Source organism: Klebsiella sp. K5-204, from assembly GCF_030128585.1.
Taxonomy (GTDB): Bacteria; Pseudomonadota; Gammaproteobacteria; order Enterobacterales; family Enterobacteriaceae; genus Klebsiella; species Klebsiella quasipneumoniae.
The window spans coordinates 15,513-39,537 of sequence record NZ_JAKUZS010000001.1; the positions used below are offsets into that span (position 1 = coordinate 15,513).

Annotated in this window: 20 protein-coding genes, 1 tRNA gene and 1 pseudogene; 12 read left to right on the top strand and 10 right to left on the bottom strand. The window is 57.3% G+C overall.

Going from position 1 to position 24,025, the window contains the following annotated elements; all coding sequences use genetic code 11:
* The first annotated feature begins 5 nt into the window (after nucleotides 1-5).
* Both MKR05_RS00050 and yccX read left to right on the top strand, forming a co-directional pair.
* A complete protein-coding gene (locus MKR05_RS00050) occupies nucleotides 6-794 on the top strand; it encodes an AraC family transcriptional regulator (RefSeq protein ID WP_023289061.1) in 789 nt (262 codons plus the stop codon).
* A 48-nt stretch (nucleotides 795-842) separates the two neighbouring features.
* Nucleotides 843-1,124, top strand: coding sequence for an acylphosphatase (gene yccX / locus MKR05_RS00055; protein ID WP_004201446.1), 282 nt, complete (start codon nucleotides 843-845; stop codon nucleotides 1,122-1,124).
* Here the strand turns inward: yccX and tusE are convergent.
* Nucleotides 1,121-1,450: a sulfurtransferase TusE gene (tusE, locus tag MKR05_RS00060; protein ID WP_004201447.1), complete on the bottom strand. Its 330-nt coding sequence runs from the start codon at nucleotides 1,448-1,450 to the stop codon at nucleotides 1,121-1,123. The genes yccX and tusE overlap by 4 nt on opposite strands.
* Nucleotides 1,451-1,537: 87 nt before the next feature.
* Nucleotides 1,538-2,197: an FtsH protease modulator YccA gene (yccA, locus tag MKR05_RS00065; protein ID WP_002898458.1), complete on the bottom strand. Its 660-nt coding sequence runs from the start codon at nucleotides 2,195-2,197 to the stop codon at nucleotides 1,538-1,540.
* Nucleotides 2,198-2,465: 268 nt separating this feature from the next.
* Here yccA and MKR05_RS00070 point away from each other — a divergent pair, with 268 nt between their 5' ends.
* The 4 genes from MKR05_RS00070 (at nucleotide 2,466) to MKR05_RS00085 (ending at nucleotide 7,478) form a co-directional block, all read left to right on the top strand.
* Nucleotides 2,466-4,118, top strand: a complete 1,653-nt coding sequence (locus tag MKR05_RS00070; protein WP_238875019.1) for an ABC transporter substrate-binding protein — start codon at nucleotides 2,466-2,468, stop codon at nucleotides 4,116-4,118.
* 119 nt (nucleotides 4,119-4,237) lie between these two features.
* A tRNA-Ser gene (locus MKR05_RS00075) sits at nucleotides 4,238-4,325 on the top strand.
* Between the two features lie 321 nt (nucleotides 4,326-4,646).
* Nucleotides 4,647-7,073, top strand: a complete 2,427-nt coding sequence (locus MKR05_RS00080; protein WP_238875017.1) for a glycogen/starch/alpha-glucan phosphorylase — start codon at nucleotides 4,647-4,649, stop codon at nucleotides 7,071-7,073.
* Between the two features lie 63 nt (nucleotides 7,074-7,136).
* A complete protein-coding gene (locus MKR05_RS00085) occupies nucleotides 7,137-7,478 on the top strand; it encodes an STAS domain-containing protein (protein WP_023289065.1) in 342 nt (113 codons plus the stop codon).
* Between the two features lie 44 nt (nucleotides 7,479-7,522).
* On the opposite strand, the gene MKR05_RS00090 is transcribed toward MKR05_RS00085, so the two are convergent.
* Both MKR05_RS00090 and MKR05_RS00095 read right to left on the bottom strand, forming a co-directional pair.
* Nucleotides 7,523-8,332: an EAL domain-containing protein gene (locus tag MKR05_RS00090; RefSeq protein ID WP_238875061.1), complete on the bottom strand. Its 810-nt coding sequence runs from the start codon at nucleotides 8,330-8,332 to the stop codon at nucleotides 7,523-7,525.
* Nucleotides 8,333-8,443: 111 nt separating this feature from the next.
* Nucleotides 8,444-9,058, bottom strand: a pseudogene (locus MKR05_RS00095) (CSS-motif domain-containing protein); the annotation flags it as partial.
* 402 nt (nucleotides 9,059-9,460) lie between these two features.
* Between MKR05_RS00095 and MKR05_RS00100 the strand changes: the two are divergent.
* The 4 genes from MKR05_RS00100 to MKR05_RS00115 all read left to right on the top strand — a co-directional run bounded on the left by MKR05_RS00100 (nucleotide 9,461) and on the right by MKR05_RS00115 (nucleotide 14,247).
* Nucleotides 9,461-10,477 (top strand): iron ABC transporter substrate-binding protein, encoded by a 1,017-nt coding sequence (locus tag MKR05_RS00100; protein ID WP_238875015.1) that lies wholly within the window; start codon nucleotides 9,461-9,463, stop codon nucleotides 10,475-10,477.
* 21 nt (nucleotides 10,478-10,498) lie between these two features.
* On the top strand, nucleotides 10,499-12,073 hold the full coding sequence (locus MKR05_RS00105; RefSeq protein ID WP_172969401.1) for an iron ABC transporter permease: 1,575 nt from the start codon (nucleotides 10,499-10,501) through the stop codon (nucleotides 12,071-12,073).
* A 1-nt stretch (nucleotide 12,074) separates the two neighbouring features.
* Nucleotides 12,075-13,103, top strand: coding sequence for an ABC transporter ATP-binding protein (locus tag MKR05_RS00110; RefSeq protein ID WP_023289069.1), 1,029 nt, complete (start codon nucleotides 12,075-12,077; stop codon nucleotides 13,101-13,103).
* A gap of 244 nt (nucleotides 13,104-13,347) precedes the next feature.
* Complete coding sequence (locus MKR05_RS00115; RefSeq protein ID WP_080819875.1) at nucleotides 13,348-14,247, top strand: GGDEF domain-containing protein; 900 nt, start codon at nucleotides 13,348-13,350, stop codon at nucleotides 14,245-14,247.
* A 17-nt stretch (nucleotides 14,248-14,264) separates the two neighbouring features.
* On the opposite strand, the gene MKR05_RS00120 is transcribed toward MKR05_RS00115, so the two are convergent.
* Nucleotides 14,265-15,098 carry a helix-turn-helix transcriptional regulator gene (locus MKR05_RS00120; RefSeq protein ID WP_023289071.1) on the bottom strand — a complete coding sequence of 278 codons (834 nt, stop codon included), beginning with the start codon at nucleotides 15,096-15,098 and terminating at the stop codon, nucleotides 14,265-14,267.
* Nucleotides 15,099-15,359: 261 nt separating this feature from the next.
* Between MKR05_RS00120 and MKR05_RS00125 the strand changes: the two genes are divergently transcribed.
* Nucleotides 15,360-16,127, top strand: a complete 768-nt coding sequence (locus MKR05_RS00125; RefSeq protein WP_238875013.1) for a phytanoyl-CoA dioxygenase family protein — start codon at nucleotides 15,360-15,362, stop codon at nucleotides 16,125-16,127.
* Nucleotides 16,128-16,140: 13 nt separating this feature from the next.
* On the opposite strand, the gene MKR05_RS00130 is transcribed toward MKR05_RS00125, so the two are convergent.
* From MKR05_RS00130 to MKR05_RS00150, 5 genes are read right to left on the bottom strand one after another with little or no spacing between them, the layout of a single operon-like run.
* Entirely contained in the window at nucleotides 16,141-16,482 is a 342-nt protein-coding gene (locus tag MKR05_RS00130) for a PTS fructose-like transporter subunit IIB (protein ID WP_023289073.1), read from the bottom strand.
* 15 nt (nucleotides 16,483-16,497) lie between these two features.
* On the bottom strand, nucleotides 16,498-17,373 hold the full coding sequence (locus MKR05_RS00135; RefSeq protein WP_102005963.1) for a [formate-C-acetyltransferase]-activating enzyme: 876 nt from the start codon (nucleotides 17,371-17,373) through the stop codon (nucleotides 16,498-16,500).
* Nucleotides 17,339-19,636 carry a formate C-acetyltransferase gene (locus MKR05_RS00140; RefSeq protein ID WP_044521987.1) on the bottom strand — a complete coding sequence of 766 codons (2,298 nt, stop codon included), beginning with the start codon at nucleotides 19,634-19,636 and terminating at the stop codon, nucleotides 17,339-17,341. The genes MKR05_RS00135 and MKR05_RS00140 overlap by 35 nt, the downstream gene beginning before the upstream one ends.
* Nucleotides 19,637-19,686: 50 nt before the next feature.
* Nucleotides 19,687-20,007, bottom strand: a complete 321-nt coding sequence (locus tag MKR05_RS00145) for a PTS fructose-like transporter subunit IIB (protein ID WP_023289076.1) — start codon at nucleotides 20,005-20,007, stop codon at nucleotides 19,687-19,689.
* A 20-nt stretch (nucleotides 20,008-20,027) separates the two neighbouring features.
* Nucleotides 20,028-21,104: a PTS fructose transporter subunit EIIC gene (locus MKR05_RS00150; RefSeq protein WP_023289077.1), complete on the bottom strand. Its 1,077-nt coding sequence runs from the start codon at nucleotides 21,102-21,104 to the stop codon at nucleotides 20,028-20,030.
* Nucleotides 21,105-21,413: 309 nt separating this feature from the next.
* Here MKR05_RS00150 and ptsP point away from each other — a divergent pair, with 309 nt between their 5' ends.
* Nucleotides 21,414-23,915, top strand: a complete 2,502-nt coding sequence (gene ptsP, locus MKR05_RS00155; RefSeq protein WP_238875011.1) for a phosphoenolpyruvate--protein phosphotransferase — start codon at nucleotides 21,414-21,416, stop codon at nucleotides 23,913-23,915.
* The last annotated feature ends 110 nt before the right edge of the window (nucleotides 23,916-24,025 follow it).

The window sequence follows — 24,025 nt, forward strand, 5'->3', positions numbered from 1 at the left end:
GTCGGATGGAGAGTATTCATTTTCAGCATAACGCCCTGACCGCCGCGGAGATCACCACCCGACGGCTATGCAGGCTGCATCGGGTGCGTCTGTTCGCCCCGGCGCTCTGTCGGGTAAAGCGCGGCAGCAAGGTGATTGTGCAAGGGGAGAGCCGGGTGCTGGCGACCCCGCAACAGCTGATTGTTTTGCCGGCAGACGTTGAGCTGGAGGTGATTAACCAGCCGGAGAATGGCCTCTTTTGCTCCGATCTGCTGTCGCTGACGCCCGAGCTGTTGACGGCGTTCAAGACCCGCTATGTCAGTGAACCACCGCCCGGGCGTCTGACCTCGCTCTGCGCCCCGGTGACGACTGAGCTGGCGTTTATGTGGCAAAGCGTTCTGCAGGCGGTGCGGGAAGGCTTGTCCCCCTCTCTGCAGCAGCATCAGACCATGGGCCTGCTGCTGGCCTTGCACGAGGCGGGTTATGCCGGCCCGCTGCTCGTCGAGCGGCAGCAGGATCTGTCGGCGCAGGTTCGACAACTGGTCATGCTGTCGCCAGCGCAAGCGTGGAGCGTGTCGCGGGTGGCGAAAATGCTCTTTCTCGGCGAGTCCACGCTGCGCCGTCGGCTGCAGCAGGAATCGCAGAGTTTTCGCCAGATTGTCGAGGAGGTGCGGATGGCCCATGCCCTGGGGCAGCTGCAGACCACTTCGCGGCCCATCGGGGAAATTGCGCAGAACAGCGGATATCAGTCGGGATCGCGCTTTACCGCGCGCTTCCGTCAGCACTATGGTTTACTGCCAAAGCACGTACGCTGAATGAATTTGCTATCCTCAGCGTAAAGGGTGAGCGAAAAGGAGACGATGATGGCCAGTATCTGCACGATGGCATGGGTTTACGGTTCAGTTCAGGGCGTAGGGTTTCGTTATTCGACACAGCGGGAAGCGCTGCAGCTGGGATTGACCGGCTATGCCCGTAATCTGGACGACGGCGGGGTGGAAGTGCTTGCCTGCGGCGAGGCGGAGCAGGTGGAGAAACTCATCGCCTGGCTGAAAGCCGGTGGGCCGCGCAGCGCGCGGGTTGACCGAGTGTTAACTGAACCCCATCAACCCACCCGCAGCTGGGACAAGTTCGCGATCCTCTATTAGATGCACTTCACCGGCTTCGGCAGACCGGCGATTTTGGTCGCTTGTTTGGCGGGGCCTTTCGGAAACAGGCGATAGAGATAGCGGCTGTTGCCTTTCTCTTCGCCAAACTTGTTGGCCATCGCCTTTACCAGCATGCGGATCGCTGGCGAGGTGTTGAATTCAAGGTAAAACTCGCGCACAAAGCGTACCACTTCCCAGTGCTCAACGGCGAGCGTTATCCCTTCCTGCGCGGCGATGACGTCGGCCATCGCCTCGCTCCACTGGGTGGTATCTTTCAGATAGCCTTCGCTATCCGTCTCAATTTCGTTGCCTTCAAAAATAAACATAATTTTTCACATACCGCCTGAAACTGGCCGCAGTGTAGCAAAAAAAAAGGCCCCGCATAAGCGAGGCCTTTGTTAGCAAGGGAACGGTTAGTCCCGGCTGGCGAAGCCCAGGATGCTCAGCAGGCTGACAAAGATGTTGTACAGCGAGACATACAGGCTGACCGTGGCGCGAATGTAGTTGGTTTCACCACCGCGGATGATGTTGCTGGTCTCGAACAGGATGGCGCCCGAAGAGATCAGGATGAACACCGCGCTAATCGCCAGGTGCAGCGCCGGCAGCTGCAGGAACAGGTTAGCGACCATACCAATCAGCACCACTACCACGCCGGCCATCAGCATCCCGCCGAGGAAAGACATATCTTTGCGCGTCGTCAGCACGTAGGCCGAGCAGCAGAAGAAGACCAGCGCCGTACCGCCCAGCGCCAGGCCGATCAAATCGCCCATGCCGGCAGAAAGGTACGCGTTCAGCATCGGTCCAAGGATATAGCCGAGGAACCCGGTGAAGGCGAAGGCGGAAATAATCCCGGTGGGCTTATTCGCCGTTTTATAGGTCAGGAACATCAGACCGTACATCCCCACGAGGGTTAAAATCAGCCCCGGGGAAGGAAGCATCAGCACCGTGCTGGCGGTAGCGGTGATGGCGGAAAACGCCAGCGTCAGGCTGAGCAGGAAGTAGGTGTTACGCAGAACCTTGTGCGTGCTGAGCAGCGAGGAACGGTCACGCGATGATGTAATTATGCGATCCATGAGTCACTCTCTTATGACAGATGTAATTAGGTATAAAGAATAAGAAAAACAAGCGTGAAGCCCTAATGCTTTTACCCATCTTTACTTAGCTTTTGCCGCTTTTGACTAGCATAAAATTCTACATGGATTGGAAAAAGCGATATGTTTTCGCGTTTCGCTTCGGTGAGCCGATCGAAATCTTATAGGTTACTGAAAAATATTGCTTTATTGAAATTCTGCGACTAAGTGTGGAAGGGGGAATAACTCCGTACGTTAAAGGCAAAGGGAAATGACATTACATCAAAACAATCACATCACGCGAACGCTGCTGGCAGTCAGTATGATAGCCATGATCGGCGGGGCGCAGGCGGCGCAGGTGTCGCCGGGCACCCAGCTGGCGGAAAAGCAGGAGCTGGTCAGAAATAACGGCAGTGAGCCAGCCTCGCTCGATCCGCACAAAGTCGAGAGCGACGTTGAAAATAATATTATTAGCGATCTCTTCGAAGGTCTGGTCAGCGTATCGCCTGCGGGGGCGGTCGAGCCCCGGCTGGCGGAACGCTGGGAAAACAAGGACAACCAGCTGTGGACCTTCCATTTACGTCCCGGCCTGACCTGGTCCGACGGCACGGCCATCACGGCGCAGGATATTGTCTGGAGCTGGCAACGGCTGGTCTCGCCGGCCACCGCCTCCCCCTATGCAAGCTACCCCGGCAATATGCAAATCACCAACGCCCGAGAGATTGCCCTGGGGCAAAAGGGCCCCGAGACGCTGGGGGTGAAAGCCCTAAACGACACCACGCTGCAGGTCACCCTGACTCAGCCGAATGCTGCCTTCCTGGCGATGCTGGCGCACCCCGCGCTGGTGCCGATCGACAAAGTGCTGGTGGAGCGTTTTGCCGATAAATGGACCCGGCCAGAGCATATCGTCACCAGCGGGCCCTATAAGCTGACCCAATGGGTGGTGAATGAACGGCTGGTGGCTGAACGTAATGTGAAGTACTGGGACAATGCGCACACGGTTATCAATAAAGTCTCTTACCTGCCAGTCTCTTCCGAGGCCGCCGATGTTAATCGCTACAAAGCGGGGGAGATCGATATTGTTTACACGGTGCCGATCAATCAGTTTGCGCAGTTGCAGAAAACCATGGGCGACCAGCTGGACGTTTCGCCACAGCTGGCGACCTATTACTACGAGTTCAATACCACCCGGCCGCCGTTTAACGACGCGCGCGTGCGTCGGGCGCTGAATATGGCGCTTGATAAAGATATCATTGCCGGAAAAGTTCTCGGCCAGGGCCAGCGCCCGGCCTGGGTGATCAGTCAGCCGGATATTGGCGGCGTGACGCTACACAACCCGGACTATGCCAGCTGGCCGCGCGAGAAGCGGATTGCCGAGGCGAAAAAACTGCTGGCGCAGGCAGGGTACGATGAGCGGCACCCACTGGTCTTTACCCTGCTATATAACACCTACGAGTCACATCAGCGCATCGCCATCGCCGCCAGCTCTATGTGGAAGAAAAACCTCGGCGTCGAGGTGAAGCTGCAGAACCAGGAGTGGAAGACGATGCTGGATACGATGCATACGCATAATTTTGACGCCGTCCGCTACGCGTGGATTGCCGACTACGACGATGCCGCCTCCTTCCTCAATACCTTCCGCACCGGGGATAGCGAGAACACCAGTCAGTACAGCAACCCGGCTTACGATGAGGCGCTGCACAACGCGGCGAAAGCCACCGACGTGGCGACCCGCGGAAAATACTATCAGCAGGCGGAAGATCTGCTGGCGCAGGATGTTCCCGCCATTCCGGTCTATCACTATGTGCGTACCCATTTAGTGAAGCCCTGGGTGGGCGGCTTCACGCCGGACAAGCTGGGGTACTACTACACCAAAGATATGTACATAAAGAAACTGCCGTCCACGAGCGGCGATGGGCGCTGATTTTCTGTGCGAACTGCCTGAAATTCAGACGAATAACACAGATTTGTTTGTTTTTAAGGCAGTTGAACAAAATGGTGCTTTACAGCATCCGCCGAGGTGTTTATAGTGCGCCTCACACCGGAAGTGTGGCCGAGCGGTTGAAGGCACCGGTCTTGAAAACCGGCGACCCGAAAGGGTTCCAGAGTTCGAATCTCTGCGCTTCCGCCATATAAAAGAAGGGGTTACCGAAAGGTAACCCCTTTTTGCTTTTCCCTTTGACCATCCCAACCGCGCTTCATCCTGACCTTCGACTTCGCAAACCCGCCATGCGAAATCTCGTTGACTCTGTCAGCGCCGCAGCGTAATCAGCTGGCAAAAATAAAACCACCAATCCGTTTAAAAGAGGAATGTTAATTGTTCCGAAGCACGATATAAGCGAATTGATGCTCAGGAATAAAAAACTTTCCGCAAAAAAACTTCGTCTATACTTGGAAAAATGATGATTTACCTGCCACGGTTTTACGCAGAAAAGAGACCAGTGAGGTCAGCATGCCTGTCATTAATCCGCAAGATATCAAAGAATTACGGGCGTTGGTTGAAGAGCAATTAAAATACACGCTGTGTGTCAGCTTAAATAAAGCCACGCAAGGCGATATTTTTAACGCGGTGGCGCTGGCCATTCGTCATTTTCAGCAGGACCATTTTCTGTCGAGCCAGGCGCGGCAGCGCGGAGCGCGAAAAAAGCGAGTTTACTACCTGTCGATGGAGTTTTTACTCGGCCAGTCGCTGCGTAATAACCTGGTGAATATGAATTTACTGTCGGAGATGCGCCAGGTGGTCAATGACCTGGGGTTTGATCTTGAACGCCTCCTTGACGAGGAGCCTGACGCCGCGCTGGGTAACGGCGGGTTAGGGCGCTTAGCCGCTTGCTTTATCGACTCGATGGCCACCCTTGACATTGCAGCGTCCGGGCATGGCATCAAATACGAATATGGCCTTTTTCGCCAGTCCTTTCAAAACGATCAGCAGATCGAACATCCTGATGACTGGCACTCCATGCATTCCCCATGGCTGGTGGAGCATCACGCCCAGCACATTCTGATCCCGCTGGGGGGGTATATCGAGCACAGCGAAGATATTGATGGTAATTACAACCCGATGTGGCTCGGCTGGAAAACTATCGTTGGTATTCCCCATGACTATTTTGTTTCCGGCTACCGGGATACGACCACCAACAAGCTGCGTCTCTACAGCGCGGTAGCCTCTGACTCCTTTAATATCCATATTTTTAATCGCGGCGATTATATCAAGGCGGTGAGTGAAAAAATCGCCTCGGAGAATATTTCAAAAATACTCTATCCTTCCGATGAGGTGCTGACCGGAAAAGAGCTGCGGCTGACCCAAGAATATTTTCTGGTGGCCTGTACGCTGCGGGATATATTTCGTGACTACGCTGAGGTTAATGACGACATTACTTTGCTGGCGCAGCATGTGGCTATTCAGCTTAATGACACCCATCCGGCATTGGCGGTGGTGGAGCTGATGCGGATCCTCGTGGACGAATACCGACTGCCCTGGGAGCAGGCGTGGGAGATAACGCAAAATACCTGCGCCTACACCAATCATACGCTGATGCCGGAAGCGCTGGAGACCTGGCCGGTGTCGTTGTTTGAGAAACTTCTGCCGCGTCATTTGCAGATTATATTTGAGATTAACCACCGTTTTCTCGAAGCGGTGGCCCGGCGCTGGCCGGATAAAAATCATCTGTTATCTTCGCTGTCTTTAATTGACGAACATCATGATAAGCAAATCCGCATGGCTAATCTGGCCATTGTCGGTAGCCATCGCGTGAATGGGGTGGCGTGGCTGCACTCAGAATTGGTCAAAAAACAGCTGGTGCCTGATTTCTATTTTATCACCCCGGAGAAATTCATTAATCAGACCAACGGCGTCACACCGCGTCGTTGGGTGCAGCAGGCTAACCCTGGGCTGGCAGAGTTTTTGCACCAACAATTGGGGGAGGGGTGGCCAACCGATTTACCCCAGCTCTCCCGTCTGGAAAACCTGGTGGACGATCCGGCCGTTATTGACAATATCCGGGCCATAAAATTTGCCAACAAAACCGCGCTCAGCCAGCTGGTGGCGCAACGCTACGGCATCCCGCTGGATCCGCTGGCCATGTTTGACTGTCAGGTCAAACGTATTCACGAATACAAACGACAGTTACTCAATATTCTTCACGTGATCGCGCTGTACCTGGAGATCAAAGAGGCAGGGAGAACAATGGCGCCTAAGGTCCATTTGTTTGCGGGTAAAGCGGCGCCGGGCTACCGGATGGCTAAGCTGATTATTCAGTTGATTAATACCGTTGCCCGAAAAATTAACAGTGACCCGCAGGTCGCCGGGCAGCTTAAAGTGGTTTTCCTCGAAGATTATAAAGTCTCGCTGGCGGAAAAAATTATTCCCGCCACGGATCTCTCTGAGCAAATTTCCACCGCCGGAACCGAGGCGTCCGGCACCAGCAATATGAAGTTTGCCATGAACGGCGCGTTAACTATCGGCACCTATGATGGGGCGAATATCGAAATCCGCGAGGCAGTGGGGATCGATAATTTTTATCTGTTTGGCGCGGTGGCGGAAGAGATTGAAGAGAGCCGACGCCTCGGGCATCACCATGCGTTCTATCATCAGAATCCTGCTATCGCGCGAGTGGTCGATAGCCTGGTGTCCGGGCAGTTTACCGCCGATCGCGAACGGTTTGCGCCGCTGCATCAGATGCTGACGGGGGCCGATCATTACTGCCATCTGCTGGATTTCGACAGTTATTGTCAGGTGCAACAGCAGGCGATGGCTGATTTTGAACAACCGGATCGCTGGCACCGCCGGGCCTTGCTCAACATTTGCCGGATGGGGGAGTTTTCCAGCGACAGAACTATTCGCGGCTACGCCAGGGATATCTGGGGCATCACCCGCTAAAAAAGTACACGCCAAACAGAACTGAGTCGCGTTGACAGGTGTCAGCCAACATTGAGGATAAAGATGAACGTTGAATTACATACTGAGCAGGGCGTCAAAATTATCGTGCCCCTGGTGCGTCGACTGGATGCTTCCGTTGTCTCGGCGTTTAAGCAGCAGGTCCTTGAGGCCATCGACGGGGAGACGAAAAACGTACTGCTGGATCTGAGCCATGTCGAGTTTATCGACAGCAGTTGCCTGGGTGCCCTGGTATCCATACTCAAGAGCGTCAGTGGGCAGGGAGAGCTGGTGCTGTGTTCGCTCAACGGGACGATCCAGAACCTGTTCAAGCTTACCCGTATGGATCGTATCTTTTCTATTAAAGAGAACCGTCAGGAGGCGCTGAACCTGTTTGCTCAGGGATGAGGTTTGTGCAGGGCAGGATTGCCGCCGGGTTACTGACCGCCCGCTTATTCTTCGATAATCCGTGCCTTCGGTTTACTCAGCAGGAGCATCACCAGCGAGACGTAGGGCATCGGCTTCCAGAAGAAGTAGCCCTGCAGCAGAGGAATATTCTGGCGATTGAGATAATCCAGCTGGGCCTGGGTTTCAACGCCCTCGGCAATGATGCGCAGTGAAAGCGTTCGGGCCATCTCTATCACGCAGTCCAGCAGCTTGCTTGACGGCGTCTCTCCGGTCACGCGACCGACAAAGCTCTGATCGATTTTAATGTAATCAAATACCAGTTCGTGCAGATAGGAAAGCCCGGAATAGCCGGTACCAAAGTCGTCCAGCGCGATGGAAAACCCGCAGTTGTGTAACCTGTTGAGCTTGTCGACCACCGCCCCATTGAGTAACAGCGGTTCCTGCTCGGTGATCTCCAGCATCAGCTTTACCGCTTTACCCTCAAAGCCGCGCTGAAAGTGCAGACAATCATCGATAAACGTCGGCGAGTTAATATGCGACGCGCTGATGTTGAGGCCGATATGAAACCCATCCGGTAGTTTATTAAAGAGCGGTCTCATCTGGGCGGTTACCTGCGCCATCAGGCTGCGGGTCAACGGAATAATTAAGCCGGTACGCTCGGCCAGCGGTATAAATTCAGCAGGTGAACGCGAGGGCGTGGTGGTGTTTTGCCAGCGTGCCAGTATTTCCACACCGTATATTTCACCGGTTTTCCCGTTCACCAAAGGCTGGTAGTAGGGAACGATATAGCCCTGGGCGATGGCGTAGCGCAACTTTTCCTCTTCAGAGGTGTAAACATTGAGAAATTTACGCATCAGAAAATAAAACAGCAGCGAAACAGAGAAAATAAAAATCAGCAAACCGGCGCCATTATTCACCAGGCGGCCGGGGCTTAAAAAAGATGACTCGGGATAGGCAATGCGAAACGGATAGGCCGGCGAAGTAAAAACGCTCCGGCTTGGATCTGCAGCCTGTGGCTGGACATCGCCATGCCTGGTAATCATTTGATCCTGAACCCATAGGGCCAGCCCATTGCTATCCGAATCACTATATAGCGCATCGCGCAGATGGACGTCGCTGATAGTGACAATCACCCGGATCTGCGCTGAGTGCGTCTGATAGATCAGCACCGGACGCTTATTGACCATCATTCTGGCCGGGAGCAGCATCAGAGGTTCGTCAGATAAAGAAACAGGGCTGAGCGTCAGGACCCGGTTGCCGGGCAGGGACGAGCACCACACCTGGCCCTCTTTTATCAGCATAATGGTGCGCAGATGCGGCTGCAGGGCGGCCTCCGTTCCGAGCTGAAACTGACCCTGTTCCGAGCACCCGCTGCGGCTAACGTTCATCGCCGTCACCGTTGCTGTGCGGGCCTCATCCAGAATAACGGCGATTTTCGTCGCCGCCTGGCGGGCGGCGGCGACATGGGCGGCCTGGTCGGAATGCCACAGTTGCCAGTTAATGACGAACACGCCAGCCAGAAATACCACCAGCGCCAGGGAAAAGGCAATCCATGCGTTTCGCCGCTTTATCTCTTTCATTTATCGTGCGTGCCAGGGTGAGTGTGCATAAAGTTAACCATCCCTCTGACGGTAAAGGCTTTTTAATGATCGTAGAAGGGGGATATCTTTCGCGATGACGGCGCATATTAAAAACATGATCAGTATCACAATACCCGCCGGCAAAGACCGCAGATAACGTGCAGAGGCGGCTGCTCTGTCACGAAGGCAATAAAATAATCGCAGCTTAATGTTTTCTTAATCTAAATTTCGGGAACGGATGGTTTTAAGCATTTTCTAATCCCTAATAACAGACCGGCGCTATTTTTTGCTTTTTTAAGTTTATGATAATTGTTTTCATTATCATTCTTTTTTTGCTGTGATTTAATCCTCTCCGCTCAGGCTATTTACCATTAATTGCCCTATTTCATTAAGGATGCGTTCATGAAATCTCGCTTATCGCCCCTCCGCACGGCAGCGCTGGTTGCCGCTTCTCTGTTTCTGGCGCCGCAAGGGATGGCGGCTGACGGTCAGGACGGGATTGTGGTCTACAACGCCCAACACGAAAATCTGGTGAAGTCGTGGGTGGATGGATTTACGAAAGAGACCGGTATTAAAGTCACGCTGCGCAATGGTGATGACAGCGAGCTGGGTAATCAGCTGGTTCAGGAAGGCGCCGCGTCGCCAGCCGATGTGTTTCTGACCGAGAACTCGCCGTCGATGGTGCTGGTTGATAATGCCAAACTTTTCGCCCCGCTGGATGCGGCGACCCTGCAGCAGGTTCCGGCGCAGTACCGCCCTCAGCACGGTCGCTGGATCGGCATCGCCGCGCGCAGCACCGTCTTCGTCTATAACCCGGCGAAAATCAGCGAGGCGCAGCTGCCGCACTCGCTGATGGATCTGGCAAAACCGGAGTGGAAGGGCCGCTGGGCGGCTTCGCCATCGGGGGCGGATTTCCAGGCTATCGTCAGCGCGATGCTGGCGCTGAAGGGCGAGCAGGCGACCCTCGACTGGTTGAAGGCGATGAAAACCAACTTTGTCGCCTATAAAGGCAACAGCACGGTGATGAAAGCGGTCAACGCCGGGCAGATCGACGGCGGGGTGATCTACCATTACTATCGCTTCGTTGACCAGTCAAAAACCGGCGAGAACAGCAAAAACACCCAACTGTATTACTTCAAACACCAGGATCCAGGGGCCTTCGTCAGCATTTCCGGCGGCGGCGTGCTGGCCTCCAGCAAACATAAAGCGCAGGCGCAGGCCTTTATTAAATGGATCACCGGTAAGCAGGGACAGGATGCGCTGCGCACCAATAACGCCTTCGAATATGCGGTGGGGGTAGACGCGGCCTCTAACCCGAAACTGACCCCGCTGAAAGATCTGGACGCCCCGAAGGTAGAACCTTCCTTGCTGAACAGTAAAAAGGTCATTGAACTGATGACGCAGGCTGGCCTGCTCTGATCCTGAGGAAGTGATGTTGCTATGTCTGTTCTGAGTCTGTCGCTCGGAAAGAAAACAGGACGCCTGCCCGAGCGCAGGCGTCCTGCATTTCCGATGGTTGCCTTAGCGCTCCTGTTTTCATTGCTGGCGCTGTTGCCGTTAGGGTTTGTGGTGGCGGTCGGATTCGAGACCGGCTGGCCGACAATCAAAGCGCTGGTCTTTCGCCCGCGGGTAGGCGAGCTGCTCAGCAATACCCTGTGGCTGACGGTGCTGGCGGTCCCCATCAGCATTGTGCTTGGCGTGACGCTGGCCTGGCTGACGGAACGTACCGCGCTGGCCGGGCGGCAGCTGTGGTCGGCGCTGGCGGTGGCCCCGCTGGCCATTCCAGCCTTTGTTCAGAGCTACGCGTGGGTCAGCGCTGCGCCCTCGCTGCATGGCCTGGGCGCCGGGGTGTTTCTTTCCGTGCTGGCCTACTATCCGTTTATCTATATGCCAGTGGCGGCCGTGCTGCGCCGACTCGATCCCACGCTTGAAGATGTCGCCGCATCGCTGGGCACTCCGCCGTGGAAAGTGTTCTTTCGGGTAGTCCTCCCGCAGCTGCGGCTGGCTATCTGCGGCGGTGCGCTGCTGGTGGCCCTGCATCTGCTGGCGGAATATGGTCTGTATGTGATGATCCGCTTCGATACTTTCACTACCGCCATTTACGATCAGTTCCAGTCGACCTTCAGCGGTCCGGCCGCCAATATGCTGGCGGGCGTGCTGGCTCTGTGCTGTCTGGCGATCCTGCTGCTGGAGAGCGCTTCGCGCGGTAAAGCGCGCTATGCGCGTATCGGCGCCGGGGCGGCGCGCGAGCAGAAGCGCCTGGTGCTGGGTAAAGGGGCCGCTTTCGGCGCGCAGCTGCTGCTTCTGTTGCTGGTGTTGCTGGCGATGGGGGTGCCGTTGCTGGTCCTGGGACGCTGGCTGTGGCTGGGCGGTATCGACAACTGGCTGCATGCCGATCTGTGGCATTCCCTGCGTCAAACGCTGCTGCTGGGGGCGGGCGGGGCGCTGCTGACGACGGTCTGCGCGATCCCCATCGCCTGGCTCGGCGTGCGCTATCCGCGTCCGCTGTTCCGCCTGCTGGAGGGGTGTAATTACATCACCAGCTCGCTGCCCGGCATCGTGACCGCGCTGGCGCTGGTCACCGTCACCATCCACTATGCCCGTCCGGTGTACCAGACAGAAGTGACGCTGTTTCTGGCCTATTTGCTGATGTTTATGCCGCGGGCGCTGATTAACCTGCGCGCCGGTATCGCCCAGGCGCCGGTGGAGCTGGAAAACGTCGCCCGCAGTCTCGGACGCAGCCCGGCCCGCGCCCTGTGGAGTATCACCATGCGGCTTGCCGCCCCGGGGGCGGCCGCCGGCGCCGCGCTGGTGTTCCTCGGCGTCAGCAATGAGCTGACCGCCACGCTGCTGCTCTCGCCGTTAGGCACCCGCACGTTGTCGACCGGATTCTGGGCGTTAACCAGCGAGATCGACTACGTGGCGGCGGCGCCCTACGCGCTGTTGATGATCGTCATTTCGCTGCCGCTGACGGCGGTTCTCTATATGCAGTCGAAAAAAATGGCAGGGTTGTAACATGCTGGAATTGTCTTCTGTTTCGAAATCCTTCGCCGACGCGCAGGTCCTCGATAATATTCATCTTCAGGTGGCGCCGGGTAGCCGGACGGCTATAGTGGGTCCGTCGGGTTCGGGAAAAACCACGCTGCTGCGCATTCTCGCCGGTTTCGAAACGCCCGACAGCGGGCGGATCGTGATGCACGGCGCGCCGCTGTTTGCCGAGGGCGTGTTTGTTCCTGCCCACCAGCGTCGGATCGGCTACGTTCCGCAGGAGGGGGCGCTGTTTCCTCACCTCAATGTGGCGGACAATATCGCCTGGGGACTGGACGCCAGCCGCGAGGAAAAACGTCGCCGGGTGGGCGCGCTGATGGAGATGGTCGCCCTCGACCACAGCCTGGCGCGCCACTGGCCGCATGAGATCTCCGGGGGCCAGCAGCAGCGTGTGGCTCTGGCTCGCGCCCTGGCCCAGCAGCCGGCGCTGATGCTGCTCGATGAACCCTTTTCTGCCCTGGACACCGGACTGCGCGCCAGCACGCGCAAAGCGACCGCCGATCTGCTGGCGGAGACCGGTATCGCCTCGATTCTGGTGACCCATGACCAAACCGAAGCGCTGTCGTTCGCCACACAGGTGGCGGTGATGCGCCAGGGGCGTTTCGCCCAGGTGGGGACCCCGCTGGCGGTTTACGCGCAGCCGGTGGATGAAGAGACGGCGCTGTTTCTCGGCGATGCCCTGATCCTCCCCGCACGGCTGAGCCCCGGGCGGGCCAGCTGCGCGCTGGGCGACCTGGCGACAGACGCAGGGCATCCTGCTGGTGAAGGTAAGGTGATGTTGCGTCCGGAACAGCTGAGCGTCAGCGTGAGCGGGCCGCAGGAAAGTACCGCCACCATCCGCGATGTTGATTTCTCCGGCCAGCTCTCCACGCTGACGCTGTCGATGTCCGGGCACGATCGGCCGATTGTCCTGCGAACCGTAAGCCAGCCGGCGTGGCAGCCCGGCGCGACGGTACGACTGACGGTCAGCGGCAAGGCGCGAGTGTTCAGCGGCTAATCTCTGAGCAGGCGCCGCCGGTTATCGGTGGCGCCGCACGGAAAGCTAATCAGCTGATGGATTTAGCCGATAGTATCCGCGCCACTGACCTCGTCGCCATGGAGTGGTAGTACGTTGGAACAATTCCGCGGGGTCAGTCTACCTCACCGCCGTTTTGTCGGCGCGTCGCTTTTTCATTCGTCCCGCTGCGCTTAACTGCTATCCTGTCCCGCGATCGGCCCTGTGGTTACCATGAGACATCGCTATGCCTGAATGCCTTATTCCTGCGAAACGCCCCATTCCGTCCGCTTTGGCGCGGGGTACGCTACTGCCTGCGCTGCTGGTTATCGTCGCCGTCGCTGTCGGCTGTGCGCTGGTGTCGCCGCCCATCGGCACGTGGCGAGAAATCCTGGCCAACCCCGGGCTCTATATCGATATGCTGGCGCTGCTGTTTCTGGTGTTTATGCTGTGGAGCTCAGCGAAGGTGCGGATGAGCCATATTGCCGTCAACTGGGTGCGCTATGGGCTGCTGCTGTGGATTGCCGGCGGCACGTTCGATGTGATGGATGAGATGGTGGTTCAGCCGCGCTGGATGGGCTACTACTGCGAAGATCTGCTGCGCCTCTCCGGGATGCTGCTGACCGTGGTGGGCGTCTACAAAATTATTGAGCGCATCAACCTGCTGTACGTTGACGCGCGCTCGCAATCCCTAAAAGATGAGCTCACTCAGTTGCCCAACCGCCGCTTTTTTATCGATACCATTCGCGAAAAGTCCGGACATGCGTTGGGGCTCATGATCCTGGATATCGATTTTTTTAAGAAAATCAACGATACCTGGGGCCACCTGGTGGGGGATGAAGTGTTATTTTCCCTGGGGAAACAGCTGGCGAAACTGACCAGCGAGCAGGTCCTGCCGGCGCGTATCGGTGGGGAAGAGTTTGCCATTATCGTCGATGGCCTGTCGGAGCCTGAGCTGCACGATCTGGCGCAGGCGATCCTCGACAATGCCCGCACCATCCTGATCAATCATCAAACACCGCTGTCGATCAGCATTGGCGTCGGAACCTGGCGGTCGGGCGAAGCGCAGGAGACGTTTATCCGCAAAGTCGACGAGGCGTTGTACAAGGCCAAGCACAACGGGCGCGGGCGCGTGGAGTGGGCGTAATATTCCGACACGGCAGGTTAGGCCTGCTGTGCGCTGCGGCAGTGTCGCCGATACTCTGACGGCGAACGCTCGGTGTAGCGTTTGAAGACCCGGCAAAAATAGTTGCTGTCGACAAAGCCGCAGTTATGGGCGATCTCTTTCACCTTCAGGTCATAGCCGCGCAGCAGCTGTTTTGCCTTTTCAAGACGCACCCGGGTCAGATATTCGTTAAATCCCACCGAGCCTGATTTCTGGAAAATATGCGAAAGATAGTTGGGCGTGATGTGAAAACGTCTGGCCACTGATTCCCGCGTCAGCGGCAGGCTCAGATTTTCCTCGAGATAGTCCTGAACGGCAAGAAACAGATCCCGGCTGCGACTGACGCGCATTTCCAGCCCAACCAGCTGTTCGCGACAGTGGCTCAGTAGCGCGGCGACCACCAGCCGGGCGGTCAGCGGATCGGGCTGCAGGCTGACTTCATTCAGGCTCAGCAGCAGGTAAGAGCCCACGCGCGGCCCGAGGCGGGCAACGCTTTGCTTCTCCGTGTGCAGGCTTTTCCCGTCCCAGCGCTGAATACTGAATCCCAGTTTCTGCCTGCCAAACAGGATACTCAGGGTAGTGGCCGGGCCGGTCCACTGCGGCAGCGTCCACTTTCCCGCCTGCACGTAGAGTACCTGCAGCGCGGTTAACGTCGAAGCGGCTAGCGGCAGCCCCTGTTCATTAAGCTGACCTTCCAGCACAATTTCCAGACGTGGAAACGGTACGTTGAAGGCAAGGGCAGGCACGGAGATATCCGGCTCAGGAAATCTCACCTGTAAGCGATCTTTTTGACCGATTAACCGATGCAGTATATCCGGCAGATCTTCAATCATTCTTTGCCCTCAGCATGCGCATTATCCTGTTGATGATAATCTATTTTTTCCTCCCCGGCAGCGTTTGTTAAGCCATTTTGCGCGGTGGATTCCCGGTCAGCTACAGCACAGGCATCGCCGAAAACGTGATTGTTGACGCCCATCACACTTTGTTGGCTCGCGTACGTATGTCCAGTTTTTCGTAGCGTTCGCCTCCTGTCATGCCGCGGATGGACCAGTAGAGTTTGTTTGTGTTATCGGAACGTTAAAAAGGAACGCAACATGAACTCATCATCAGCTAGCTTTCTCGATGCGTTAGGCGCCAGCCTGGCGCTCAGCGCGCAAATGAAACACGAGCTCGACACCCTCGGCTACACCGTTGTGCATAACGTCGTTGACGCCCAGTGGCTGAGCGAAATGCGACGGCTAATTGATACCCTGGTTGAGCGCGAAGGCGACAATCTGGCGATGGAACATCATCAGGAAGCGACCGCGACGCGGATCGCCAACCTGGTGAATAAGGGGGTTATCTGGGAGAAAGTCTGGGCTCATCCGCTGATCCTCTCCGCCTGCCGCTATATCTTCGACGGCGAGTTTAAAGTCTCCAGCCTCAACGCGCGCGAGGCGTTATATAACGGCGGCCACCAGCCGCTGCACGCCGACTGGAAAAAGCCGCGCCCGGATTTTCCCAAAGTCCACCTGGTGAATACCATCTGGGCGATAGACGATTTGAGCGCCGCCAATGGCGCGCCGCGGATAATCCCCGGTACCCACCTGCGTCCTGAGCTCCCGGAAGAGGTACTGGCCGACCCGGAGCAAGCCCACCCTGATGAAATCGTGTTTGCTGCGCCGGCAGGGAGCGTGATGATTTACAACGCTCACGCCTGGCACGGCGGCACGCGTAATCGTGAGGGCAGCAGACGACGTGTGCTGCATGGGTTATACATCGATCGCGCGGATACGCCGCAGCAGGACCAGCGGCGCTGGCTGACGCCCGAGACGGCCAGCCGCCTGACGCCAGCGCAAAAGTGGTTGCTGGATGTAGAGTAAGGCCCGTCGCCGGTCAGGGAAGTTCAACATAGACGACCGGCTTTTTCATGATGCTTTTCACGGCCTCGACGATCTGCTGCGGCTGCAGCAGGAAGCTCTTGATGCTGGTTTTAATCGTCCGCAGGCCGCGAAAGCGCTGGGCGTCGTCAATTTCGATATCCGTCACCAGCAGCACCACTTCGGCGCGGGCGATATCTTCTGCGGTAATGCGATTTTCAACGCCGAGCGCGCCCTGAGTTTCCACCTTCAGATGCCATTTTTCATGATGACCGACCTTTTCCAGCCGTTCGGCAGCCATATAGGTGTGCGCCACTCCGCTGACGCAGGCGGTGACGGCGATAATATTGAAGTCCATAACATCCTCCTGGCGTTAACCGCCGATAGTGACGTGGAATCCGGCCGCTTCGGCCATTACCCGATAAGGTTGAATGTCCGCTTCGTCAGGCGCTTTCACCCTGGCCAGCGCCCAGGGTTTGCCCAGCAGACGGTATTTGGGCTCGCCGTATTGATGAAATGGCAGCAGGTGCAATTCTGTAAGATTAAAAGGTGCGAGAAAGTTCAGAATCTGGCGAAAATTATCGACGCTCATGGTATAGCCCGGGATCAGCGGCACGCGTGGGATGAGGTTGATCTCTCTAGCCGCCAGCTGGCGAAAATTATCCAGTACCCGCGGCTGATTGATTCGCAGTAGCGACAATGCCCGCTCAGGTTCCATGATTTTCAAATCAAATAACACCTCGTCGCAGGCTTCAGCCACCGGTAAAAAACGGTTGAAGGGCCCGTCGCCAGCGGTTTCGATGGCGGTGCGGATCCCCCACTGGCGCAGGCGCTGGAGAAAGCGGGCGGCAAATTCGGCCTGCATGAGCACTTCACCGCCGGAGAGGGTGACACCGCCGCCGGAGGCGCGGAAGAAGACTTCATCCTTCAGCACCTCATGAAGGAGGTTATCCAGCGTCATGTCGCGACCGATCTGCTCCCATGCCCCGGAGGGACACTCGACGACATCCTGCTGGCAGCGGGCGCAACCCAGGCATTTACTCTGCCGGCGCAGGGTCTGGATCCTGGGTGACATTGACTCCGGGTTGGCGCACCACGGGCAGGTGTGGGGGCAGCCTTTGAAAAAGACCACCGTGCGGATCCCCTGGCCATCATTGAGCGAGTAGCGCTGCAGATTAAAAATGCGCGCCCGGTCGGCGCGCGTCTCCATCACCTCACAGCTGATGCGCGGTGCGGCGGATAATGTCATCCTGAATCTCCTTCGACAGCTCAACAAAGAAGGCGCTGTAGCCCGCGACGCGCACCACCAGGCCGGCAAAGTCCTGCGGCCGTTGCTGCGCTTCACGCAGGGTGTCGGCATTGACCACGTTAAACTGAATATGCTGCAGCTTGAGCTTGCAGAAAGCCTGTAAAAAGTCTGCCAGCTTGTTTAGCCCGCCGTCGCCGGCCAGCGTCGCCGGGGTGAATTTAACGTTGAGCAGCGTACCGTTCGACAGCAGATAGTTATCCAGCTTGCTGACTGATTTCAGCACCGCCGTCGGCCCCTGGGCATCCTGGCCGACCATTGGCGACAGGCCGCCGTCCGCTAACTGTTCGCCAGCCAGCCGCCCGTCCGGGGTAGCCCCCACCACCGAGCCCAGCGGCACGTGCGCCGAGACGGTATAGGAGCCGGGCGTAAAACGCCCGCCGCGCGGATTCAGATATTGTTCCACCTCTTTGCAGTAAAAGCGCAGCAGATCGGCGCTGATATTATCGACGTCGTCGATATCGTTGCCGTATTTTTCAAAACGGTTGATCAACCGGGCGCGGATTTTCTCTCCCTCTGGCGTCTGGAAGTTGGCTTTCAGTACCGCCATCAGTTGGTCAAAGCTAAGGCGCTGCTGGTCAAAGACCATCCCCTTCAGGGCATAAAGCGAATCGCTCAGGTTGGCGATCCCGATGCCCTGGACGCCGGAGAAGTTATAGCGCGCTCCGCCGGCGGTGATGTCTTTACCGTGCTGCACGCAATCTTTAATGAACGAGGAGAGGAGAGGCACCGGCGCCCAGTCGCGATGGCCGATATCGCAGATATTGCTGCCCTCGACCATCAGCTTGATGTAATAGCGAATTTTGTCGCGCATCTGGCGGATAAGCCCTTCCCAGCTGACCTCCGGTTGTCCTTCATTTTCCTGCAGGACAAGTTCCATGACCTTCAGCAGGTTGAACATGGCGATATCATGCAGGCCGTAGGTGCGGCCGGGGATCGACAACTCGACGCAGCCGACCACCGCGTAGTCGCGGGCGTCTTCCAGCGACACGCCGCGATTGAGGAAGGCGGGGACCACCACCTCGTCGTTGAAAATCTGTGGAATGCCGGTGCCCAGGCGGATGGTTTCGGCGGTTTTACGCAGGAACGGGCGGTCAATCAGCTCGTTCACCCGCACGCCAAGATTCGGCTGCGGCAATTGCACGTTTTGATAGGCATCGAGGCATAAAAATGACAGCACATTGACCGCGCTGCGCCCGGTTTCCGTTAGCCCACCGAGCAGGGCGGTATACCCGGTGGGAAAACCGGCGAAATAGCGTGCGCTACTGGAGGAGCGCAGCAGGACGATGTCGTTGCATTTTACCCAAAGCGACTCCAGCAGCTCCTTGAGCGACGCCGGATCCTGTCCTTGATTCAGCGACGCCTGATAAAACGGCAGCATGTACTGGTCAAAACGGCCGAGCGAAATGGAGCTGGCATTGGATTCGTACTGCAGAATGATGTTCATATACCAGAACAGCTGGCAGGCCTGGGGGAAGTCCGTTGGCCGGTGCTGCGCATTGTGGCGCGAAATCGCGGCGATGGTTAACAGCTCCCGCTGACGCTGCGGATCCTGACAGTGTCCAGCCATCTCCTCGGCCAGCGCGGCGTAGCGCAGAATATGGCGCTGAGAGGCCTCCAGCAGGATCAATACCGCCTGATAAAAAGGGTTATCAGGCTGCCGGGCGCAGTGTGATTGCATCTCCGCAACCAGCGCGTCCAGGCCATTATTCAACAGGTGCGGATAGTCGATAATGATATGGCCCTGGCCTTTATCGGTCTGGTTCACGCTGAATATTTGGGTGCTGACGGCGGCTTTGACCTCGTCGGTCATCTGGCCGTTGATGAAATCTTTCATTGAGCGCTTTTCCCAGTAGGGGAACAGCGTTTCCCGATAGACGCGCTTATCTTCTTCGCTTATCGCGAAGCGGTCCTGCGGTCGGGTCGGGAAGGTGTCGAGCTCGTTAAGCAGCCAGTAGGGATCCATCTCCGGCGACATAATGCCGGCCCGCGGTTTGATGGTACGGTTGCCGGCAATCAGTTCATCATCACGAATCGAAATGTCTACCTTATCAAGGATCCAGGCGGTGGCCTTCGCCCGGCGAATAATCACCGGCTCGCCCTCCGTTTGCCGATGGCTGGCGGTATACAGCAGGGCGCGTTCAAGAGATATTTCGCGCGGTTGGGCGAACAGGCTGGCTTTCAGGCGTTGAGTACGATTCGTCATGACAAACTCCATGTTGTGGCGAAGGGCGCGCGGGCGCCCCTTTTAAGGCTTCAGGCTCGTTGGGAAAGGTGGCTGTCTATCTTGTTCATGATCGCGTCGGCGCGTTTGACCGCATCGCTGATATTGACGCGTACGATAGTTTTCCCGGCAAAACGCTCTTCGAATTTGATACCGATATCTTTGGTCAGAATGACCATATCGGCGGCGGCGATCTCTTCCGCGGTCAGCTCGTTTTCAATGCCGATAGAACCCTGGGTTTCAACTTTGACCTGCCAGCCTTTGGCCTTAGCGGCGCTTTCTAACGATTCGGCGGCCATATAGGTGTGAGCCACACCCGACGGGCAGGCGGTGACAGCGATAATGTGGGTCATAATCTGTTCCTTCCAGTCTGTTAGTTAATTTCAAAATCAAGGTCTAATTCGTCGTCGGCTTTGGCGTCAGACGATTTCTTTTTAGCCAGCGCTTTCAGCACAATGACGCAGGCGGCGCTGACGCAGGCGCCGACCAGCAGCGCGGCGATAAAGCCGAGTTTGCCCTGGACCACCGGCAGCACGATGAGCCCGCCCCAGCCGGCGTAACACTGGGCGCCCAACAGCGCCGCGGTGACGCAGCCGCTGGCCGCGCCAATCATATTGGCCGGAATAACGCGCAGCGGGTCGGCAGCGGCAAAGGGAATCGCCCCTTCGGTGACCCCGACGCAGCCCATCACCAGCGCCGCTTTGCCGGTTTCCCTCTCTTCGGCGGTGAAATATTTGCGGCCGATCAGCGTCGCCAGTCCCATCCCCAGCGGCGGTACGGCGATGCCGACGGCGGCGATAGCCACTACGCTGTAGACCCCCTGTGAAACGCAAATCAGCATGAAGGCGTAGGCCACTTTGTTCACCGGGCCGCCCATATCAAACGCCAGCATCAGGCCCATAATGATGGCCAGCACCACGATGCTGCCTTCGCGCATGCCCTGCAGCCAGTTGGTCAGGTTTGCCGTGAGCGCGCCTACCGGTTCGCCGAGCCCCCACATCATGATCCCGGCAGTAATAAAGGTGCCGATGATGGGAATAATGAAAATCGGCATCACCGAGCGCAGCACCTTGTGGACCGGTATTTTTTTCAGGTAATAGACCACCAGACCGCCGATCATCCCAGCGATCAGCGCGCCAAAGAAGCCGGCGCCGAAGCTGTTACCTACCCAGGCGCCGATGGCGCAGGGGGCCAGCGCGGCGCGGTCGGCGATGGAGTAGCCAATGTAGGCGGCGAGAAAAGGGACCATCAGCGTCAGGCCGGCGACGCCAATATCAAACAGTTTCTTCAGGTTGGGATCGGTGGCGGCATCCGGAACCGCACCTTTGCCATACAACATGACGGACACCGCCAGCAGGATCCCGCCGGAGACCACGAAGGGGATCATATGTGACACGCCGGTCATCAGATGCTGGCGAGTATTTTTTAGTATTTGCACCAGTTCGTTCATTGCTTGCTCCTGAGCGCTGTAGGGCCCGTGACAGTATTGATGGCTCAACATTAGAAAAAGGGCGCCGTATAAAACAGTAGAGAAAAAGTGCATTTACTGGATATTTGTAAGGTTAGAAAAGAATTGCGATCCACCTCAAATCTTAGTGATGACAGGAGGAGTGAGCGCTAAAAGGGTGGAATTGTGATGGCGGGCATAAAAAAGTATCGTGTGTACAATAGTCCAGTAATTGCCAGTTTTGTCACCTAGTCCACTTGACCATCTTTCATTACCTTTTGGGGAATTAATGGATTACTCAGGAGGAAGGCGATGGCTCTGGTCATTGAATTTACATGTGATTTGCCCAACGGTGTGCATGCGCGTCCGGCCAGTCTGGTCGAAACGCTGTGTAACCGTTTTTCATCGGCAATTGAGTGGCGGAACCTGCGCTGCGATACCGGTGGCAATGCCAAAAGCGCGTTGGCGGTCATCGGCACGAACACCCTGAAGGGCGACACCTGCCAGCTGCTTATCAGCGGCGAAGATGAAGCCGAGGCTTACGCCGCGTTAACGGCCTTTCTGCGTGATGAATTTCCTCACTGCGACACGCCGCTGCCTACGGCACAAGCGCTGGACGTCCAGCCGGTGCCGGAGTCACTCTCACGCCTGAACCCGATGCTGTTTCATGCCAGTCCGGTCTGCGCCGGCAGCGCGGGGGGCAGACTCATCCATCTAAAATCCCGCGATTTGCACGAGCTTGGCGCACTGCCCGTCGCCAGCAGTCCTGAACAGGAGCAGGCGGCACTGGATAACGGCCTGCGCCTGCTGGTGAAAGATATCGAACTGCGGCTGCTGGACAATGACGGCACCGCCAGCGCGATACTGGAAGCTCACCGTTCGCTGGCGACGGATGCCTCGCTGCGCCAGCATCTGCTCGGCGGGATCCTCACCGGTCTCAGCTGCGCCCAGGCGATCGTCGCCACCAGCGACCACTTCTGCGCCCAGTTCCGCGATTCCGGCAGCAGCTATCTGCAGGAGCGGGTGCTGGATGTGCGCGATGTCTGCTTCCAGCTGTTGCAGCATATCTACGGCGAAGCCCGTTTCCCGGCGCCGGGTCAACTGCGGGAAGCCGCCATTTGCCTTGCCGACGAACTCACCCCCAGCCAGTTCCTCGAACTGGATAAAACGCATCTCAAAGGGCTGCTGCTGCGCAGCGGCGGCACTACGTCGCACACCGTGATCCTTGCCCGCTCATTCAATATCCCGACCCTGGTGGGGGTTGACCTCGACGCACTGTTGCCCTGGGAGGATACCCAGGTGCAGATCGACGGCAACGCCGGGCTGCTGGTGGTCGACCTGAGTCCGGCGGTGGCGCGCTACTATCAGCAGGAGTCGTGGGTTCAGGCGCAGATCCAGCAACAGCAGCAGGTATGGCTGGATAAGGCGGGGCAGACGGAAGACGGTATCCGCGTCGAGATCGCGGCGAACATCGCCCATTCGGTAGAGGCGGTGGCGGCCTTCAACAACGGCGCGCAGTCGGTTGGCCTGTTCCGCACGGAGATGCTCTATATGGACCGGCCCGGCGCGCCATCGGAAGACGAACTCTACAACATTTTCTGCCAGGCGCTGGAGCCTGCCGCCGGGCGCAGCATTATCGTGCGGACTATGGATATCGGCGGTGATAAGCCGGTGGCCTACCTCAATATTCCGGCGGAAAATAACCCTTTCCTCGGCTACCGCGCGGTGCGCATCTATGAAGAGTACCAGGCGCTGTTTCATACTCAGCTGCGGGCGATTCTACGCGCTTCGGCGCACGGCTCGCTGAAGATCATGATCCCGATGATTTCCTCAATGGAAGAGATCCTGTGGGTGAAAGAGCGGTTGGCGGAGGCCAAACAGTCGCTGCGCGTCGAACAGATCCCGTTTGATGAAAAAATCCCGCTGGGCATCATGCTGGAGGTGCCGTCGGTGATGTTCATCATCGATCAGTGCTGCGAAGAGGTGGACTTCTTTAGCATCGGCAGCAATGACTTAACGCAGTATCTGCTGGCGGTCGATCGCGATAATGCGAAAGTGACGCGCCATTACAACAGTCTCAACCCGGCCTTCCTGCGTGCGCTGGACTATGCCGTGCAGGCGGTGCACCGGCAGGGGAAATGGATCGGCCTGTGCGGCGAGCTGGGGGCCAAAGGTTCGGTGCTGCCGCTGCTGGTCGGCCTCGGGCTGGATGAACTGAGCATGAGCGCGCCGACGATCCCGGCGACCAAAGCGCGTCTGGCGCAGCTGGACAGCCGCGCCTGCCGTCAGCTGCTGAATCAGGCGATGCAGTGCCGTACCTCGCTGGAAGTGGAGCATCTGTTGGCCCAGTTCCGCATGCGCCAGCAGGATGTGCCGTTGATTAGCCGCCAGTGCATCACCCTCAACAGTGACTGGCGCAGCAAGGAGGAGGTGCTGAAGGGGATGACGGATAACCTGCTGCTGGCCGGGCGCTGCCGCTATCCACGCAAGCTGGAGGCCGATCTCTGGGCCCGCGAGGCGGTGTTCTCCACCGGGCTGGGCTTCAGTTTTGCCATTCCGCATAGTAAATCCGAGCATATTGAGCAGTCGACCATTAGCGTCGCCCGCCTGGCGCAGCCGGTGAAGTGGGGTGATGAAGAAGCGCAGTTTGTGATTATGCTGACGCTAAACAAGCATTCGGCGGGCGACCAGCATATGCGCATCTTCTCGCGCCTGGCGCGGCGCATTATGCACGCCGAGTTCCGCCAGGCGCTGGTATCCGCTGAGAGCAGCGAGGCTATCGCAACGTTGCTCCAGCGTGAGCTTGAGATTTAAACTACTGAACTTTATGGTTTTTTATCATTTTTTTTGCACTGCCCATTTTATTTGCAATGAATTTTGCTGTGATTTCATTCCCCGTCACTCCTCTCTCACTTACCTCAGAC

What these genes read in the sequence shown, in the direction of transcription:
- MKR05_RS00105 (WP_172969401.1), top strand. Translation starts at nt 10,499, where the DNA reads ATGTCTGTTCTGAGTCTGTCGCTCGGAAAGAAAACAGGACGCCTGCCC.
- MKR05_RS00100 (WP_238875015.1), top strand. Translation starts at nt 9,461, where the DNA reads ATGAAATCTCGCTTATCGCCCCTCCGCACGGCAGCGCTGGTTGCCGCT.
- MKR05_RS00135 (WP_102005963.1), bottom strand. Translation starts at nt 17,373, where the DNA reads ATGACATTATCCGCCGCACCGCGCATCAGCTGTGAGGTGATGGAGACG.
- MKR05_RS00145 (WP_023289076.1), bottom strand. Translation starts at nt 20,007, where the DNA reads ATGACCCACATTATCGCTGTCACCGCCTGCCCGTCGGGTGTGGCTCAC.
- MKR05_RS00115 (WP_080819875.1), top strand. Translation starts at nt 13,348, where the DNA reads ATGCCTGAATGCCTTATTCCTGCGAAACGCCCCATTCCGTCCGCTTTG.
- MKR05_RS00120 (WP_023289071.1), bottom strand. Translation starts at nt 15,098, where the DNA reads ATGATTGAAGATCTGCCGGATATACTGCATCGGTTAATCGGTCAAAAA.
- MKR05_RS00130 (WP_023289073.1), bottom strand. Translation starts at nt 16,482, where the DNA reads ATGGACTTCAATATTATCGCCGTCACCGCCTGCGTCAGCGGAGTGGCG.
- MKR05_RS00140 (WP_044521987.1), bottom strand. Translation starts at nt 19,636, where the DNA reads ATGACGAATCGTACTCAACGCCTGAAAGCCAGCCTGTTCGCCCAACCG.
- yccA (WP_002898458.1), bottom strand. Translation starts at nt 2,197, where the DNA reads ATGGATCGCATAATTACATCATCGCGTGACCGTTCCTCGCTGCTCAGC.
- MKR05_RS00125 (WP_238875013.1), top strand. Translation starts at nt 15,360, where the DNA reads ATGAACTCATCATCAGCTAGCTTTCTCGATGCGTTAGGCGCCAGCCTG.
- MKR05_RS00150 (WP_023289077.1), bottom strand. Translation starts at nt 21,104, where the DNA reads ATGAACGAACTGGTGCAAATACTAAAAAATACTCGCCAGCATCTGATG.
- MKR05_RS00050 (WP_023289061.1), top strand. Translation starts at nt 6, where the DNA reads ATGGAGAGTATTCATTTTCAGCATAACGCCCTGACCGCCGCGGAGATC.
- MKR05_RS00080 (WP_238875017.1), top strand. Translation starts at nt 4,647, where the DNA reads ATGCCTGTCATTAATCCGCAAGATATCAAAGAATTACGGGCGTTGGTT.
- ptsP (WP_238875011.1), top strand. Translation starts at nt 21,414, where the DNA reads ATGGCTCTGGTCATTGAATTTACATGTGATTTGCCCAACGGTGTGCAT.
- MKR05_RS00085 (WP_023289065.1), top strand. Translation starts at nt 7,137, where the DNA reads ATGAACGTTGAATTACATACTGAGCAGGGCGTCAAAATTATCGTGCCC.
- yccX (WP_004201446.1), top strand. Translation starts at nt 843, where the DNA reads ATGGCCAGTATCTGCACGATGGCATGGGTTTACGGTTCAGTTCAGGGC.
- MKR05_RS00090 (WP_238875061.1), bottom strand. Translation starts at nt 8,332, where the DNA reads ATGCGTAAATTTCTCAATGTTTACACCTCTGAAGAGGAAAAGTTGCGC.
- MKR05_RS00070 (WP_238875019.1), top strand. Translation starts at nt 2,466, where the DNA reads ATGACATTACATCAAAACAATCACATCACGCGAACGCTGCTGGCAGTC.
- tusE (WP_004201447.1), bottom strand. Translation starts at nt 1,450, where the DNA reads ATGTTTATTTTTGAAGGCAACGAAATTGAGACGGATAGCGAAGGCTAT.
- MKR05_RS00110 (WP_023289069.1), top strand. Translation starts at nt 12,075, where the DNA reads ATGCTGGAATTGTCTTCTGTTTCGAAATCCTTCGCCGACGCGCAGGTC.